At 65.0% G+C, this 17,427-nt stretch carries 10 protein-coding genes; 5 read left to right on the forward strand and 5 right to left on the reverse strand.

The window, feature by feature from the left end:
* The first annotated feature begins 35 nt into the window (after positions 1–35).
* On the forward strand, positions 36–2,612 hold the full coding sequence (clpB, locus tag A9D12_RS08545) for an ATP-dependent chaperone ClpB (protein WP_068350895.1): 2,577 nt from the start codon (positions 36–38) through the stop codon (positions 2,610–2,612).
* Between the two features lie 62 nt (positions 2,613–2,674).
* Here the strand turns inward: clpB and A9D12_RS08550 are convergent, their stop codons facing one another.
* From A9D12_RS08550 to A9D12_RS08570, 5 genes are all read right to left on the reverse strand, one after another.
* Positions 2,675–5,923, reverse strand: a complete 3,249-nt coding sequence (locus tag A9D12_RS08550; protein WP_231889580.1) for a TonB-dependent receptor domain-containing protein — start codon at positions 5,921–5,923, stop codon at positions 2,675–2,677.
* 327 nt (positions 5,924–6,250) lie between these two features.
* A complete protein-coding gene (locus A9D12_RS08555) occupies positions 6,251–6,787 on the reverse strand; it encodes a hypothetical protein (RefSeq protein ID WP_068350897.1) in 537 nt (178 codons plus the stop codon).
* A gap of 89 nt (positions 6,788–6,876) precedes the next feature.
* Positions 6,877–8,748 (reverse strand): tetratricopeptide repeat-containing sulfotransferase family protein, encoded by a 1,872-nt coding sequence (locus A9D12_RS08560; protein WP_068350898.1) that lies wholly within the window; start codon positions 8,746–8,748, stop codon positions 6,877–6,879.
* Entirely contained in the window at positions 8,745–10,280 is a 1,536-nt protein-coding gene (locus tag A9D12_RS08565) for a putative 2OG-Fe(II) oxygenase (protein ID WP_068354102.1), read from the reverse strand. The genes A9D12_RS08560 and A9D12_RS08565 overlap by 4 nt, the downstream gene beginning before the upstream one ends.
* 74 nt (positions 10,281–10,354) lie before the next feature.
* Positions 10,355–13,462 carry a TonB-dependent receptor domain-containing protein gene (locus A9D12_RS08570; protein ID WP_068350899.1) on the reverse strand — a complete coding sequence of 1,036 codons (3,108 nt, stop codon included), beginning with the start codon at positions 13,460–13,462 and terminating at the stop codon, positions 10,355–10,357.
* Between the two features lie 337 nt (positions 13,463–13,799).
* Between A9D12_RS08570 and A9D12_RS08575 the strand changes: the two genes are divergently transcribed.
* The 4 genes from A9D12_RS08575 (at position 13,800) to A9D12_RS08590 (ending at position 17,396) form a co-directional block, all read left to right on the forward strand.
* The gene (locus A9D12_RS08575; RefSeq protein ID WP_068350900.1) at positions 13,800–14,969 is read left to right on the forward strand and encodes an acetyl-CoA C-acetyltransferase; all 1,170 of its coding nucleotides are present in this window, start codon (positions 13,800–13,802) and stop codon (positions 14,967–14,969) included.
* A 27-nt stretch (positions 14,970–14,996) separates the two neighbouring features.
* Positions 14,997–15,782: an SDR family NAD(P)-dependent oxidoreductase gene (locus tag A9D12_RS08580; protein ID WP_068350901.1), complete on the forward strand. Its 786-nt coding sequence runs from the start codon at positions 14,997–14,999 to the stop codon at positions 15,780–15,782.
* 278 nt (positions 15,783–16,060) lie between these two features.
* On the forward strand, positions 16,061–16,933 hold the full coding sequence (locus tag A9D12_RS08585) for a crotonase/enoyl-CoA hydratase family protein (protein WP_068350902.1): 873 nt from the start codon (positions 16,061–16,063) through the stop codon (positions 16,931–16,933).
* The gene (locus A9D12_RS08590) at positions 16,926–17,396 is read left to right on the forward strand and encodes a MarR family winged helix-turn-helix transcriptional regulator (protein ID WP_068350903.1); all 471 of its coding nucleotides are present in this window, start codon (positions 16,926–16,928) and stop codon (positions 17,394–17,396) included. Before A9D12_RS08585 ends, A9D12_RS08590 begins: the two co-directional genes overlap by 8 nt.
* Positions 17,397–17,427 lie beyond the last annotated feature (31 nt).

Genomic DNA, 17,427 nt, shown 5'->3' on the forward strand with positions numbered 1-17,427 from the left:
CTGCGGGTGGACCACTTTGGAGGGGTAAGCTCACCATGAATCTCGAAAAGTTCACCGACCGCGCCAAGGGCTTCCTGCAAGCCGCACAGACCGTCGCGATCCGGCTCAATCACCAGCGCATCACACCGCTGCATATCGCCAAGGCGCTGCTCGAAGACAGCGAAGGCATGGCCGCCGGGCTGATCCAGCGTGCGGGCGGGCAGGCCCCGCTGGCGGCGACCGCGGTGGACGCGGGCCTGTCGAAGATTCCGGCAGTGACCGGCGGCGGCGCGCAGGCGACCCCTGGGCTCGACAATGATGCGGTGCGCCTGCTCGACCAGGCCGAACAGCTCGCCGACAAGGCGGGCGACAGCTATGTCACGGTCGAGCGGATGCTGACCGCGCTGGTGCTTGCACCGGGCGCGGCGGGCGAGGCCTTGAAGGCCGCAGGGATCACGCCGCAATCGCTCAACACCGCGATCGAGCAATTGCGCGGCGGCAAGCGCGCAGACAGCGCGGGCGCCGAAAGCACCTATGACGCGATGGAGAAGTTCGCCCGCGACCTCACCAAGGCCGCGCGCGACGGCAAGCTTGATCCCGTCATCGGCCGCGACGAGGAAATTCGCCGCACGATCCAGATCCTTGCGCGCCGCACCAAGAACAACCCCGCGCTGATCGGCGAGCCCGGCACCGGCAAGACCGCGATTGCCGAAGGCCTCGCGCTGCGCATTGCCAATGGTGACGTGCCCGACAGCCTCAAGGGGCGGACGCTCATGAGCCTCGACATGGGCGCGCTGATCGCAGGCGCGAAGTATCGCGGCGAGTTCGAGGAACGGCTGAAGTCCGTGCTCGACGAGGTCAAGCATGCCGAAGGCCAGATCATCCTGTTCATCGACGAGATGCACACGCTGATCGGGGCGGGCGCGTCAGAAGGCTCGATGGATGCCTCGAACCTGTTGAAGCCCGCATTGTCGCGCGGTGAGCTGCACTGCATCGGCGCGACGACGCTCGACGAATATCAGAAGTATGTCGAGAAGGATCCCGCGCTCCAGCGGCGGTTCCAGCCGGTGTTCATCGCCGAACCGACCGTGGAAGACACGATCTCGATCCTGCGCGGGATCAAGGACAAATACGAGCTGCACCACGGCGTGCGGATCACCGACGGCGCGATTGTCGCTGCGGCGAAGCTGTCCGATCGCTACATCCAGAACCGCTTCCTCCCCGACAAGGCGATCGACCTGATGGACGAGGCGGCGAGCCGCATCCGCATGGAGGTGGAGAGCAAGCCCGAGGAGATCGAAGGGCTCGACCGGCGGATCATCCAGTTGAAGATCGAGGAACAGGCGCTCCAGAAAGAAAGCGACCAGAACTCGAAAGACCGGCTTGTCGCCTTGCGCGAGGAGCTGGCCAATTTCGAGCAGCAATCGGCCGAGCTCACCACCCGCTGGCAGAACGAGCGCGACAAGATCGAGGCCGAAGGCAGGATCAAGGAAGCGCTCGACACCGCGCGTCTCGAACTCGAACAGGCGCAGCGCGAAGGCGATCTGGCGAAGGCGGGCGAGCTGTCCTACGGGCGCATCCCCGAACTGGAAAAGCAGCTTGCCGAAGCACAGGGGCAGGCCGCCAACGCCATGCTGCGCGAGGAAGTGACCGAGGAAGACATCGCCGGCGTCGTCAGCCGCTGGACGGGCGTTCCGGTCGACAAGATGATGGCGGGCGAGCGCGAAAAGCTGCTCGACATGGAGAACATCCTCGGCAAGCGCGTGATCGGGCAGAGCCAGGCGATCCAGGCCGTATCGAAGGCGGTGCGCCGCGCGCGTGCAGGCTTGCAGGATCCGGGTCGACCCTTGGGATCGTTCCTGTTCCTCGGCCCCACGGGCGTCGGCAAGACCGAACTGACCAAGGCTTTGGCCGGCTTCCTGTTCGACGATGACAGCGCGATGGTGCGGATCGACATGAGCGAGTTCATGGAGAAACACGCCGTCGCCCGCCTGATCGGCGCGCCTCCGGGCTATGTCGGTTATGAAGAGGGCGGGGTGCTGACCGAAGCCGTGCGCCGCCGCCCCTATCAGGTGGTGTTGTTCGACGAGGTCGAGAAGGCGCACTCCGATGTCTTCAACGTGCTGTTGCAAGTGCTCGACGACGGGCGCCTGACCGACGGGCAGGGGCGCGTGGTCGATTTCAGCAACACGCTGATCATCCTCACCAGCAACCTCGGCAGCCAGTATCTTGCCAACCTGCCCGACGGGGCGGACACCGCAAGCGTCGAAAAGGACGTGATGGACGTGGTGCGCGGGCATTTCCGGCCCGAGTTCCTGAACCGTCTCGACGAGATCATCCTGTTCCACCGTCTGGGTCAGGAACACATGGCACCGATCGTCGATATCCAGGTCAAGCGCGTGCAGAAGCTGCTCGCCGATCGCAAGATCACGCTCGACCTGACCGAGGCGGCGCTTCGCTGGCTGGGCCGTGTTGGCTACGATCCTGTCTACGGCGCAAGGCCGCTGAAGCGTGCGGTGCAGCGTTATGTGCAGGATCCGCTCGCCGAGATGCTGCTCGCCGGTCAGCTTCCCGATGGCAGCACGCTCACCATCGACGAAGGCGATGGGCAGCTGGCGATGCGCGCCGGCTAATACGAAAACGGGGCGCTTTCGTAGCCGAAAGCGCCCCATTCTTTTCGCAGTGCGTCGTCGCGTCAGAACCTGACGTTGGCGCTCACGCTGAAGCGACGGCCGATCAGATCGGTGAAGCTCGCCGGGATCAACTCGCCCTGATACTTCTGGCCTTGGCGGTTGAACAGGTTGTTCACCGCGAGGGTCAGACGGAAGTTGTCGGTCGGATCGAAGAAGATCGACCCGTTGACGGTCACGTAGTCGTTAAGCTGATCGATCTCGCGAGCGTCGAAGCCCTGACCCGACTGACCGATTTCGCGGTTAAGGCGGCTGAACAGCTGTTCGCCCGTGTAATTGATCGTCGTGTTGATACCGAAATCACGCTCGACATAACGGATCCGCAATTGACCCGAGAACTCGGGATCGCCGATGGTTCCGTCGCTGCGTGCCGGAGCAACGCCCGTGATGTTGACGAGGCGACGACGCACATAGAGCATGTCACCGCCGAACGAGAGTGTGCCGTCCAGGCCAAGGTCCGTCATCGGAATGCTGTAGCCGATTGTACCCTGGATGCCGCTGAACTTGATCTCCTGACCATTCACAAAGCCGCTGGAAACTGCCGGGTTCTGCGGATCGCCAAGAACGCGACCGGTGGTCGGATCGCGACGGATCTGCGAGCAGAAGCTGTTGGCGTTGAGCACATCGTCGGTGTTGAAGTTCTCGTTATCGAAACAGCCGCTGACGATCGTAGGGACCGTAAGGCTCGAGATCGGACCCTTGAGGCGGATGCTCACATAGTCAGCGGTGATAGCGAGACGCGGGATGAACCGCGGCTGGAAGATCACGCCGTAGGTGAAGCTGGTCGCCCGCTCGTTCTCGAGGTTCGGGTTGCCGCCCGAACGCGCCGGCACGGTCGCCTGCGATGCCGGATCCGGAACCGCAAAGTTCGTGTTCGGGAACGCGTTGCGGAACGCGGTGCAGTTGCGACGACGGATGTCAGGCACTGCACCGAGACCGATCGCGGCATCCTGGCAGAGATCGGGGACGGTTGCGAACGTGTTGACCTGCGGCAGGAACAGTTCGGTGATGCCCGGCGAACGGAACGACTGGGTGTAGTTTCCGCGGAACTGGATGTCCTCAACCGGCGCGATCGTGCCGCCGACGGTGTAGGAGAATTGCCCGCCGTTGATCGAGTTATCCGAATAACGACCACGACCGAACAGCTGGGCACTGTGCAGGAAGAAGTTGTTATCGGGCGAGATGAGCGGAAGCACGGCTTCGCCGAACACTTCGTCGAGGTTGTACTTGCCCGTCACCGGAACGATGGCCACCGAACGGCCACGACCAGCCTGCTGGAAATCGCTCGGGATGAAGCTCGCCGCTTCGTCGCGGTGCTCGTAACCGATGTTAAGGGCCAGCGGACCTGCACCCCACAGATCAAACAGCCCACCACCGAAGTTGGCGTTGTAGACTGTCTGTTCCTGCGTGCTGGTGGTGACAAAATCTTCGATGATGTAGTCGAGCGCCGCCTGCGAGGCCACGCCGCGTCCGAAGACGTTGAGCGGCTGGCAGTTGGGGTCGGCGATCGGCGTGCCGCCCGGCGCGGCGAAGCCGCCCGTCCGGGTCTGTGCGGTGGTGCAGACGATCTGCCCATTCACCAAAGCAACGTTGGTGGCATTGATGAAGTTCTGGGCATTGACGTCTTGGCCGAAGTCGCGGCTGCGGGTGCGGCCATGGCTGGCGAAGGCTTCGAAGTTCCAGGCGTTGCCGAACAGGCTGAAGTCGCCGCGGATACCACCGGTGCCGTAATAGATGTTCGTCTTGTTGAAGCCGGTCAGGTCGGCAAAGTCGTCAGACGAACGCGACACCTGGAACTGCGTCACGCCGCGCGATACGAGGGCATCGCGGGCCTGTGCGGTCAGGAACGGGTTGTTCACCGAATAGGTGAGCGCGCCGCTGAGGCCGCCGAACAGCGAGCTGTTGAACGTGGGCTGCTGCACCAGTTCATCCGCGCGCGACTTGAAATAGGTTCCTTCAGCGAACAGTTCGATGCTGGGCGCGACTTCGAAGGTAATGAAGCCGTTCAGTGTGGTGCGCTTCAGATCCGAAGTGATCTGCGTGTAGTCGGAGAAGCGGAAACCGTCGCCGCCCGAACCGGATGTGCCGGGGAACACGATCCCCTGATTGAAGGGCACAAGGTTTCCGTTGGGCGCGAACTGGAGACCGTTGTTCGTGGCGAACCCGAATCGAACCGCAGGGTTCAGTGGATCGGCGCCCGCAAGGTTGGTCCCGGTGATCAGACCGCCCGGCGTCAGATAGGGAATGTTGACACCGCGGATGAGTACGGTGCCGGGATTGCCGTCGGTCAGCGAGTTGTTGAAGCCGAAGGCAGGGTTGAGGCGGCCGTCGTTCAAGGGGGTCGAAACCACGCCGGGACGCAAGGACACGGCTTGTGCGCTGGTCGGGTTGGTTGCCCCGCCGATCCGGCGACGCAGGAATTCGCGATCGTTGTAAACGAGGCCTTCAACGTTATCGTGCGAAACCGAGAAGGTCAGGTTCAGGCGATCGTCCATGAAGGATTTGCCGAACAGGCCCGACAGGTTGTAGGTCTGGTTGTCGCCCTCTTCCGAGATGCCCATCGTGCCCTGCATGTCGACGCCGTCGAACTTCGAGCGCAAGACGACGTTGATCGTCCCGGAGATGGCATCCGAACCATAAAGCGGTGCGCCGCCAACGCTGATAGCGTCGATCCGGTCGACGAGGATGCTGGGGATGACGTTAAGGTCAACCTGCGTGCCCGCCGCGGCGTTCGTGAAGATTGTGGCGACATTCGAGCTAACGAAGCGGCGACCGTTCACCAAGGTCAGGGTGCGGTTCGAGCCAAGGCCGTAGTTGTTGATGAAGTTGGTGCCTTGGCCGAAGCCCTGGCCGCCTGCCGGGGTCACGCTGCCGCGGTTGCCGGGCAGTTCGTTGAGCGCATCGGCGATGTTGGTGAAGTTGCGCTCGCGAAGCTGCTGGCTGCTGAGCGTGGTGATCGGTTCGGGTGAGGTGAGGTTCGGCACGCGCAGACGCGTCCCGCTAACGATGATCCCGCCCGGCGCGGCTTCGGGGGTCTGCTCTTCGGTTGCAGACTCTTCATCTTCTTGTGCAGCGGCGTTCTGTGCGAACACCGGCGATGCGACCAGCACCAGGCTCATGGCCAGCGATGCCGTTCCTGTCTTCAGGATTGAAATGCTTCTCATGTTGTATTGGTCCCCTAGCTGCCCGACGAACGCCGGATCCGCTCGTATTAGGTGGTCAGATTGCCTTCCCGACAAAATCGGAGGAGGCATGACGGGGAAATGAATGCTTCATTGCCCGCAACGGCCGCAAACGAAAACAGCCCCGGAATACCAGTTTGGCGAAATTCTGTGTCAATGTTGCAACACCATTACAATGCGGCAACTTACGATCCTTCGCCGGTCGAAAAAGCCTGCAGCATGGTGCCCCGGCCGTCACGGCATCGGGTGCGAACGGCACAGCGGTGCGCACGCCGAGGGAAACTGCGCAGCGAACCCAACGCAAAATGGCCGTAAGGCCTTCGCCATCCCAAAGCGGGAAACAGAGGACTTTCAACCGGTAGCAGCAGAGCGTCCGCTCCGCTGCAGCCGATTACCGGTTCACTGGACGCGGCGGCCCTTCACGCCCTTCTGCTCGTTGATGCGCAGGAAGTAGCTCCCGAGCGCGCCCGCCTTGATTTCCAGCGGCTGTCCGACCTTGGGCCGCATCAGCCGGGCCGGTGTCTCGTCAAGCTGCCACTGCGCACCCTCGGCGGTGACGAGAACATATTTGCCGTTGACCGAACGCACGCCGCTGATCGTGGTCTGGAGCGAGGTAAACTCTTCGGCCTCGGCGGAATCGTCCTTGTCGTCCTTGCCGGAGAAGATGCCGAAATCGGGCAGCGAAAAACCGAACAGTTTGCGGCGGGTCTGGCGCACTTCCTCGCGGTCGACGACGCGCAGCTCGCCTTCGCTGGTGGCTTCCACCACCGCGGCAACCGCGCTGTCATAGCATGCAAGGCGGGCGGCAGGATCGGTCTTGGCCTGACATTCGCGCAGGCCCTTGATGTAGCTGCTTTCGGATTTGGTATCCTGAGCGGCAAGCGGAGTTCCGGCGAGCACGGCCATAGCCGCAGCGGCAGCAGTCAGTCGAATCATCCTCGTTGTCTCCCCTCGCGGCGGCGGCCGCCCGATCTTGTGTCACCGGTGAATATCGCCGGTCCTGCATAACGGCAAATGGCGTGTGCTCAGCCGGGATAGCCCATCCGTTCGGCCCATGGCCGCAATATCGGCATCACCGGCGTCAGCGCATCGCCATAACGCTGCCAGCGGCCGCGCGCATGGGTGTAGAGTTTCTCGCCGATCTGGGCATAACTGGCGGTGCGAACGCGGGTGCGGCTGCGCGCGGTCTCCTCGTGGGTGAGCAGGCGGTCGTCCCAGCCGAGACCCAGCCATGCGACAAGCGGTTGCAACTCGGCGCGGGGATCTTCGACCAGTCGTTCGTAACGCACGGCATGCGCAGCCGGTGCGAACAGTTCGCCTGCGCGGGTCCAGGCGCGGAACACGGTGTCATAGGTGCGCGCGGCCTCTTCGAGATCGGTGAAGCTGCGCATCGCGTGATTGAGCGTGAAGTTCGCCATGAAACAGCTCAGCACGACGTCGGCCGGGTGGCGTTCTGCAAGGATGAAACGTGCGTTCGGAAACAGGCGCAGGATCAGCGGCACACGGGCCATGTTGAGCGGGTGCTTGTCGACCAGCCAGCGCATCCCGTCCCAGCCTTCGGCGCGGGCGGATGCGAAATAGGCCTCGCGCAGCTGCGCGATCTGCTCCGGCGACAGGCGCGCCAGATCGGCCTCGCCCACCATCCGCGCGACCCCGGCCATCATCGGGCGTTCTTCGAGCACACACAGATCGGGCAGGCCCATCAACATCGTGTCGAGCAACGTCGTGCCCGAGCGCGGGAAGCCGACGAGGAAGATCGGATCGCGGCGGGCGGGATCGGCGGGGGCAGGGGGCGTCCAGCCGGCGGCCCATTGCGGGGTCCAGCGGGCAAGATCGGCTTCGAGCTTCTGGCGGTAGGTCGGCCCCGGCGCGGCAGGGCTTTCGGCGACCGCTTCGGCGTTCATCGCGGCAAAGGCAGCGAAGGCGCGCTCCGAATCGCCCAGCCGCTCGGCGATATTGCCGATCAGGGCCTGGCTGCGGATCGGATGGATCGTGGCCGGGATCGCGGCAGCATGGCGCGACGCATCCTCGAACCGGCCTTCGCGCTGGGCCAGCCAGGCGTGCAGGAACGCCACCTCGGGCGGGCAAGCCTCGGGATCGAGCGAGGCGAGCAGTTTTGCAAGGTCATCGGTGCGGTTGGTCGCTTCGTAAAGCCGGCCAAGCTCAAGATGGGATTCGCCGAATTCGGGCCAGCGCGCGGTGGCCGCTTCGAGCACCGCGATCGCCTCGTCGAGCTCCTCGTTGTGTGCCAGCGCCATCGCGAGTTCGGTCTGCACCTGGCGGTCATCGGGCGCAATCGCGGCCACATCGCGCGCGACCTTGAGGCGCGCCGGGCCGATATCCGCGCGGCGCAGCACATCGGCAAGGTTGAGGTAGATCCCCGGCTCGTCCGGGCGGTGCGTGATCGCGTGTTCGAACGCCACGATCGCATCGTCATAGCGCCCGGCTTCGGCATGGATATTGGCAAGATTGTTCCAGCTCGCCGCATCGCCCGGCTCGGCCTGGAGCACGCGCGCATAGGCTGCAATCGCCGCGCCGCGCTCTCCGCGCTGCTGGCGGACCCACGCCTCGACGCGGGCAAGATCGGGATGCGGTGAGCCGGCCGAAAGGCGCAGCGCCTCATCCTCGCGCCCGGTGGCCAGCAGCGCGTTGGCGTAATCCGCGCGAATTTCGAGGTCATCCGGACGCAGCCGCGCCAACGGTTCGAGATGGCCGAGCGCGCGCGCCGCATCGCCCAGTTCGAGCGCGGCAAGGCCGGCAATCGCCAGGAACGGCGCGCCCGCCTCGGTCGGCGCGGCATGCGCTTCGGCCAGCGCGAGTGCGCCCTGCGTGTCGCCCGCACGGCGCAGACGGATGGCCTCGTCGAAAGCGGACGGCGGGGCGATGGTGGGGTTCATGAGGGCAAATCCTGTCGGGGTCGGGCAATATCGAAGGCGACCGTCAACCGCTCGCCCGCCGGAAATGTGCGGGTACCATGCCACATTGTCGAGGGAAACAGGACAAGCCTGCCGGGTTTGGGCTCGATCAGGCGGAACGGCCCGAGTTCGGGAACGAGATCGCGCGCTTCGCCGAGGCTGAGCCACCCGGCGTGATCGGCCGCGCCGTCGCCCAGCGTCTCGGGAAGCGCAAGATAGAGCGCCGAGCTGAACCAGCCTTGCGGATGGACGTGATCGGTGTGGAACCCGGCTCCGGTCAGCCGCACGGACCACGAGCCCGCGATCCGCTGCGGACTGCGGCGCTGCGGCAAGGTCGGGTGCGCGGGCAATCCGGCGGGCGGGGGCGGGGGGAGCTGCGCGACATGCCGATCGACGATCGCGAGCAGGCGTGCCTTGAGATCGCGGATCGGCGCTTCGATGCGCAGCAGCAGGTTGCCGTCGGTCTGCGTTCCCCCGCGCACCGACTGATCGAGCGGCGCGGCCTTGGCGAAATGCAGCGCACGCAGGTGATCGGCCAGCGTCCGAAGCTCCGCAGGCGACAGGCCCAGATCATAGACGCCGACAAGCTGCGGGTCGGCTTCGAGCCACGCGGCGCGTTCATCGCCCAGCATCCGCCAGGCGAGCGACAGGTATGGCCACAGCTGCGCATCGCCGGGCGTGCCGAGCAGGGGTTCGAGCACCGCGGCCGCCGCGTCCGGTCGGCGCGCACGGATCTGGTGTCGTGCATGGAGCCAGCCATTGCCGGCATCGACAGGCGCGCCAGCCGCGGCAAGGTGCGCATCCGCCGCCGCGAGCGCGCCGCGTTCCGATGCGACGTGCGCGGCCATCAAAGCGAGCCAGCCCGGCAACCCGAGCGCGGTGCGCGCCGCGGCGACAGCGGCGTCCGCCTGTTCGAGATCGCGTGCCTGCAGCGCGATTGCGATCGCGCAGTGGTGCAGTTCGGCGCTGCGTGGATTGCGCGCGAGCGCGGCGGTGATTTCGCTGAGCGGATCGCCGCCCATCTGCGCAAGGATCGCGGCAAGGCTGCGATGTCCGTCAAGCCACAGCGGGTTGGCGCGGAGCACCGTGGTGAGCCGCGCGATCGCCGCATCGGGCTGACCTTCATGAAGCAGCGCGGCGGCATGACCGAGGATCACGCCGCCATCCTGCGGCGCAAGCGCCCCCGCAGCGGCGAACAAGGCGGTCGCGGGCGTCCCGGCTTCCAGCGCGGTGCGCGCGTGCGAATGGGCGATCAGGGCATCGCGCGGGGCGAGGCGGGCGGCCGCGGCAAAGGCGGCGAGCGCGATGGCGCTTTCGCCGGCTGCCCGGGCAGCAAGCCCCGCCAGCTGGTGCGCCTGCGCGCTTGCGGCGTGATGCTCGGCAAGGCGGCGCGCTGCCGGAAGCAGCAATTCGGAATAATCCGCGTTGATCAGCGCCAGCCCGTCACGCAGCGCCGCAGCGGGTTCGGCGGTGGACAGCTGGGCAATCCGGGCGAGGGCATCCTTGTGGTTCACGCGGGTCAAGGTCTCGCACAAAAGGAAATGGCGGACCTTTCGGCCCGCCATCCCTTGTCTATCGAAGCGGAAGCTTAGAAATCAAGCGTCACGCCAGCGAAGATGTAACGACCCAGCGCATCATAGACCTGCGCGAAGGTGTTGCCGTTGCACGAACCCGCCGGGCAAGCCTGCGAGCCGGTGACCTGCGGTGCTTCGTCGAGGATATTGTTCGCACCGATCAGGAAGTTGAAGTTGTCGGCTGCTTCGTAGGTCAGCGTGAGGTCGAAGTAGCTGACATCATCGAACCCACGGATACCCGGCTGGGTGGTCGCGGTCAGACCGTCGAACACCACCGAGTCGAAGTAACGCCAGCGCAGCGACGCACCGAGACCGTTCTTGGCGTTGAAGCCGACACGGGCCTGGTGACGCCATTCCGGGTTCGGAGTGCCGCACAGGTTGCCGTAGAGGCCGACGCAATCGACGTCCGGAGCGCCCGGGACGCCCGCGTTCGACGACAGTTCTTCAAGCCAGGTGCCGATGAAGTTCAGGTTCAGAGTACCTGCATCACCGATTTCGGTGTTGTAGTTGATCTGGCCGTCGATGCCCGACGTGTTCAGCGAGCCGATGTTCTGCGGCAGGTTGATCACGAAGCCTGCGTTCGAGCGCCACAGCGAACCCGAAGGATCGCGGTTGACGAGACCGCAGAAGAACGCATCCGAGGTGTCGGTGCACTGCTGGACGATCAGGTCGGCCCCGATGCCGCCGATGGCGCCTTCGACCTTGATGTCGAAGTAGTCGACGCTGGCGGTGAAGCCGGGCAGGAAGGTCGGGGTCAGGACGGCACCGACGGTGTAGGTGTCGGCGATTTCCGGCTGCAGGTTGACGTTGCCGCCAACGAAGCCGTTGTACTGACCGGCCGGGTTTTCAGCCACGAACTGACCAACGGTCAGGCCCTGAGCGATACAACCCGGATCGCCCGCACGGCCCGAGCCGCCCGAACCGATCACGAAGCCTGCGCAAGGATCGGTCGAACCGTCAAGCGCGACGCGGTTCGGTGCGAACAGATCCTGGATCGTGGGCGCACGCACGGCGCGGTTGTAACCGCCGCGGAAGCGGATGTCGCGAACCGGAGCGAGTTCGGCTTCGATCTTGTAGGTGTCGGTGTTCACACCCGTGCTGTAGTCCGAATAGCGGTAGCCGGCGGTGACGGTGAAGTCTTCCACCCAGCTGTCCTGCGCGATCGGGATACGCACTTCGGTGAAGAATTCCTTCACATCGAAGCTGCCGGCGACCGGAAGGGTCGGGGCGCCCTGGCCGGCGAGGTCGCCGGTGCTGAAGGCCTGGTCCGAATTGAACTCGAGGCTTTCCTTGCGGTATTCGGCGCCGAACACGACGTCGATGCCCTGTTCCGACCACGGGCTCTTCAGACCATACTCACCCAGCGAACCCGACAGGAACGCGTTGGCGACCTGCTGGCTCACGATACCGCGCGAGAAGCCCGGCGTGGCGAGGTAGGCAACCGAAGCTGCGCTCGGAGCGACGGTGCCCGGCGAGAAGATGTCCCACGGCACGCAGTTCGGATCGGTGCCATCGAGCGTCGAACGGCAGACGGGGGTGCCGCCCGGACCGGTGACGACATCGAGCGCGCGGTTGAGACGCGTGACCGAGAAGTCGTTCAGGTAGGTCTGCGAGTAGTTGTTGCGACCATACTGATAGAACGCATCATACGACCATGCCGGCGACAGGTCGCCCTTCACACCGATGACGGCGCGATAGCTGACGTGCTGGAGATCATCCTGACGACCGCCGCCTTCGACGTTACGACGAAGGATCTGCGCGAAGGCACGGTTGTAGCCGGTGCCGGTCAGCGGATCGATGAAGTTGAACGGCGTGGTCGGCAGCAAGGGCTCGCCGATGTTGCGCGCTGCGCGGGCAGCATTTTCGGCAGCGACGTTGCCGGTGACGATGAAGGCATCGCCGGGCAGCGGGCTGACCAAGAGGTTGCCGGCGTTGCACAGCGTGTCCCGCTGGGCAGGCGAGAGCAACGGGTTGTCGCAGTTGATCGACAGCGTGTTGCCGAAGTCACCCGACGGAGCGATCTGGGCGACCGTGCGGTCGTCCATGAACATGAATTCCATGTAGGGCTTGATCGCGCCCGAGATTTCGTAATCGGCAAAGACGCCCGCGGTGTAGCGTTCGTCGGGACGCTGGTAGTAGTTCAGCGGTGCGAAGTTGAACGGCGTGGTGCCGCCCAGCAACGTGCGGTTCGGGCCGAACTGTGCAGCCGTCGAGGTGAAGTCTTCGCCGAGGCCGGTGTTGAAGAACACGGTGCCGGTCGCCGAAGTGGCCGAACCACCGCAGTTGTATGCACGGCCGCCGGCGTTCACCGAAGCGAGCGAAGTGGCCGAAAGGGCGCATGCCGAGTAATCGCGACGGGCCTGAAGCACCGGGTCGATCTTGCGGTAGCCGGCATAGGCGGTGACGCGGCCGCGGCCGTCGTCGAAGCTGCTGCCGAAGGCGATGGTGGCGTCAAGCGTGCCGCCATCGGTGACCATGCCGGTCGGATAGCCGAAGCCGCGTGCGTCGAGCGCTTCACGGACATCGCGGCCGGAACGGTTGTTGTGGTTGTACACGCCATAGTTGGCGTTGAGCTTGAAGCCTTCGAAGTCCGTGTCGAGCACGAAGTTGACAACGCCGGCAACCGCGTCGGCACCGTACACCGACGATGCACCGCCGGTCAGCACGTCGATACGCTCGATCAGGGCGGCGGGGATGGCGTTGATGTCGGCAGCCGAAGTGCTCGGCGTGCCGGGCATCAGGCGGCGGCCGTTAACCAGCACCAGCGTACGCTCGGAACCGAGGCCGCGCAGGTTGAGGGTCGCGGTGCCGGTGGCGCCGTTCGAGACGTTACCGCCCTGGCCAGCGAACACCTGCGGCAGCGAGTTGACGAGGTCTTCAACGCGGGTCGTACCGGTCAGCGAGACTTCTTCTGCGGTCACGACGGTGACCGGGCTGGCCGATTCGAGGTTCGGCGAGCGCAGGCGCGTACCGGTGACGACGATGCCGGTGCCGGTATCTTCGGCGGCATCGGCAGCATTGCCGGTGGTTACGTCCGCATCCTGCGCGAACGCAGGGGCTCCGATTGTCAGGGCGATAACGGCAGTTGCCGCACCGGCCTTGAGAAGCGTGTGCTTCTTCATTGTGGTCGTCCTCCTCTAGGTTTGACCGTCACGTGAACTTTCAACGTCAAGGGCGCCCGACATCGATAGCTGGCGGCCCCCTCCAGTCGGGACGCATGCGCCATGCCGCACAGCGGCGCAATTCCGTGTCTATTCGCTGCAACAGTTTGCCCGGGCGATGTATTAAATCTGCAACACCACTTTCGTGATCGGCTCTGTACGATTCCATCGGCAGGCCATCATTTTCGTCGCTTGATTTGGCCCCCCCGGTTCAATAGGCGAAAGGGCAAGCGAGTGGCGATGCGCAACCGATTGACCACGCGCCCATCCTGCGGGATGCCGGGACAGAGGAGAGATCATGAGCACAGCATATATCGTCGAAGCCGTCCGCACTGCGGGCGGTCGCCGGGGCGGGCGTCTGGCCGGGGTGCATCCGGTCGATCTGCTGGCCAAGTCGCTCGATGCCATCGTCGAGCGCAGCGGGATCGATCCCAAGGCGATCGACGATGTGGTGACGGGCTGCGTCAGTCAGGCGGGCGAGCAGGCGATGCAGGTCGGGCGGATGGGCGTACTGGCGAGCAAGCTGCTCCCGCAATCGACCCCGGCAGTGACCATCGACCGCCAGTGCGGATCATCGCAGCAGGCGATCCAGTTTGCCGCGCAGGCCGTGATGAGCGGGACGCAGGACGTGGTCATCGCCAGCGGCGTCGAGAGCATGAGCCGCGTGCCGATGGGATCGAACGTGACGCTGCACATGAAGGAAGGCCTCTATTCCAAGGCCGACGGGATCGAAGCCAAGTTTCCCGGCATCAACTTCAGCCAGTTCATGGGCGCCGAGATGATCGTCAAGAAGCACGGCTTCACCAAGGACGATCTCGACCGATTTGCCTATGAAAGCCACCAGCGCGCGATTGCTGCGACGCGCGGCGGGGCGTTCGAGCGCGAGATCGTGGGCGTCGAGATCGACACGCCCGAGGGCACGCAGATCCACAACGTCGACGAAGGCATCCGTTTCGATGCCACGCTCGAAGCGATTGCGGGCGTCAAGCTGATCCAGCCCGATGGCGCGCTGACCGCGGCCTCTGCCAGCCAGATCTGCGACGGATCATCGGCGGTGCTGGTGGTGTCCGAAGCGGCGCTGAAGGCCCACGGCCTCACCCCGCTGGCGCGCATCCACAACCTGACCGTGACCGCGGGCGATCCGGTCATCATGCTCGAAGAACCGCTGTTCGCCACCGACCGGGCGTTGCAGCGTGCGGGCATGAGCATCGACGATATCGACCTTTACGAAGTCAACGAAGCCTTCGCCTCGGTGCCGCTCGCATGGCTCAAGCACACCGGGGCTGACCCGGCCCGGCTCAACGTCAACGGCGGCGCGATTGCGCTCGGCCACCCGCTCGGCGCGAGCGGCACCAAGCTGATGGCGACGCTGGTTCACGGCTTGCGTGCGCGCGGCAAGAAATACGGCCTCCAGACGATGTGCGAAGGCGGCGGCGTCGCCAACGTCACCATCGTCGAGGCGCTTTGATCCCCTAAAATCTCGAGAGGAATAACAATGGAAGTTTCAGCCAACACTCCCGCCGTCGTCACCGGCGGTGCCTCGGGCCTTGGTGCGGCCACCGCGCGCGCGCTGGCGGCCAAGGGCGCCAAGGTCGCGATCTTCGACATGAACGAGGAAAAGGGCGAGGCCCTCGCTGCCGAAATCGGCGGCATCTTCTGCAAGGTCAACGTGACCAGCGATGAAGACGTCGATGCCGGTTTCGCCAAGGCCCGCGAAGCCCACGGGCAGGAGCGTATCCTCGTCAACTGCGCCGGCATCGGCAACGCGATCAAGACCGCCAGCCGTTCCAAGGAAGACGGCTCGATCAAGCACTTCCCCGTCTCGGCCTTCGATTTCGTGATCCAGGTCAATCTGATCGGCACCTTCCGCTGCATCGCCAAGTCGGCGGCGGGCATGCTGACGCTCGATCCGCTGGACGAATTCGGTGAGCGCGGCGCGATCGTCAACACCGCGTCTGTGGCGGGCGAGGACGGTCAGATCGGTCAGGCGGCATACTCGGCATCGAAGGCCGGCGTGATCGGCATGACGCTCCCCATCGCGCGCGACCTGATGAACGAAGGCATCCGCATCAACACCATCCTGCCGGGCATTTTCGATACCCCGCTGCTCGCCGCAGCGCCGCAGAACGTGCGCGATGCGCTGGCCGCGTCGGTGCCGTTCCCCAAGCGTCTGGGCATCCCCACCGAATATGCCAAGCTCGCCATGACGATGATCGAAACCGGCTATTTCAATGGCGAGGACGTGCGCCTCGACGGCGGCATCCGGATGGCCCCGCGCTAATCCTCGACGTCTGATCAGACCTTTCAAAAGACCGCCTCCGTGCCGCCCGGCACGGGGGCGGTTTTGCATTCGGGGCCTTGCAGGCAGGCATCTTCGTGGCGGCGCTTTCCTACTTCGCACGCCAGGCATAGCGTTCCCCGCATGGCTACAACCCGCTCCTTCGCCGCTGTCGTCCCTGTCAAATTCGCGCCCCCGTGCGAGGCTTGTTTTCCTGTTCTGGACAGTGTCTCATGTGTCTCCAACACGCATCCCCGACGCCCGAGCGAGAGAGAACCGCAATGAGCGACTACACCCAGATCATCGTCACCAAGGCCGATGGCATCGCCACGATCACGCTGAACCGTCCCGACAAGATGAACGCCTATACCCGCACGATGGGTCAGGAGATCATCGCTGCGATGGACGATATCGATGCCGACGATAAGGTGCGCGCGGTGATCTTCACCGGCAGCGGCGAGCGCGCGTTCTGCGCCGGAGCCGATCTCACGCCGGAGGGCGGGGGCCATGTGTTCTCCGACCCGAGCGAGGTCGATGATCTGTCCGATCCCAAGGTGCGCGACGGCGGTGGTCTGCTGACGCTGCGCCTGTTCGAGAGCAAGAAGCCGCTGATCTCGGCCTGCAACGGCGTGGCGGTGGGCGTAGGGGCGACCATGCAGCTGGCGATGGACATCCGCCTTGCCAGCGAAACCGCGCGCTACGGCTTCGTCTTTGCGCGTCGCGGGATCGTGCCCGAGGCCGCATCGAGCTGGTTCCTGCCGCGGCTGGTCGGCATCCAGCAAGCCCTGGAATGGTGCTATACTGGGCGGATTTTCGATGCGGCAGAGGCAAAGTCTGGCGGGCTGGTGCGGTCGCTTCATGCACCGGGCGATCTGCTTGGCGCGGCACAAACGCTCGCGCGCGAGATCGCCGACAACACCAGTGCGGTGTCGGTGGCGATGACGCGGGCGATGATGTGGCGGTTGATGAGCGCGGATCATCCGATGGAAGCGCACAAGATCGACAGCCGCGCGATCTACCGCCTCAGCCGAGGAGCGGACGCGAAGGAAGGGATCGCCAGCTTCCTCGAAAAGCGCGCGCCCGCCTATCCCGGCCGGGTCAGCGCCGACATGCCCGATTTCTATCCCTGGTGGGATGAACGCGCCTATGGCTGAATTGGAAAGCGGCGATCTGGCAGGCTTTCTGCCTTATCAGCTGTCGGTCACCTCGAACGCGGTCAGCAGCCTGATCGCCGAACGCTATCGCAAGCGGTTTGCGCTCAAGATCCCTGAATGGCGGGTGATGGCGGTGCTGGGCGATGCCGGCGGCGCGGGCGGGGGGATGACCCAGCGCGCGCTGACCGCGGCGACGCTGATGGACAAGGTCGCGGTCAACCGCGCGGTCAAGGTGCTCGAAGATCGCGGGCTGATCGCGCGCCTGCCCAATCCGGGCGACGGGCGGTCGCATCATCTGGCGCTGACGGACGAAGGCCGCGCGATCCATGCCGAGGTGATGCCGCTGGCGCGTGCGACCGAGGCCGATCTGCTCGCCGAACTCGAGCCGGCCCAGCGTGAGGCGCTGCGCGGTCTGCTGGCATCGCTGCGCGCGCGTGCGACGGCGCTGGCGCAACATTCATGAGGCCCGATGAAGCAACGGCCGGAGCAGTGAG

The sequence above is a fragment of the Erythrobacter neustonensis genome, from assembly GCF_001663175.1.
Lineage (GTDB): Bacteria > Pseudomonadota > Alphaproteobacteria > Sphingomonadales > Sphingomonadaceae > Erythrobacter > Erythrobacter neustonensis.

Coding starts and splice junctions, on each gene's coding strand:
- clpB (WP_068350895.1), top strand. CDS start 36: ATGAATCTCGAAAAGTTCACCGACCGCGCCAAGGGCTTCCTGCAAGCC.
- A9D12_RS08575 (WP_068350900.1), top strand. CDS start 13,800: ATGAGCACAGCATATATCGTCGAAGCCGTCCGCACTGCGGGCGGTCGC.
- A9D12_RS08550 (WP_231889580.1), bottom strand. CDS start 5,923: ATGCCTCCTCCGATTTTGTCGGGAAGGCAATCTGACCACCTAATACGA.
- A9D12_RS08585 (WP_068350902.1), top strand. CDS start 16,061: ATGAGCGACTACACCCAGATCATCGTCACCAAGGCCGATGGCATCGCC.
- A9D12_RS08560 (WP_068350898.1), bottom strand. CDS start 8,748: ATGAACCCCACCATCGCCCCGCCGTCCGCTTTCGACGAGGCCATCCGT.
- A9D12_RS08555 (WP_068350897.1), bottom strand. CDS start 6,787: ATGATTCGACTGACTGCTGCCGCTGCGGCTATGGCCGTGCTCGCCGGA.
- A9D12_RS08590 (WP_068350903.1), top strand. CDS start 16,926: ATGGCTGAATTGGAAAGCGGCGATCTGGCAGGCTTTCTGCCTTATCAG.
- A9D12_RS08580 (WP_068350901.1), top strand. CDS start 14,997: ATGGAAGTTTCAGCCAACACTCCCGCCGTCGTCACCGGCGGTGCCTCG.
- A9D12_RS08570 (WP_068350899.1), bottom strand. CDS start 13,462: ATGAAGAAGCACACGCTTCTCAAGGCCGGTGCGGCAACTGCCGTTATC.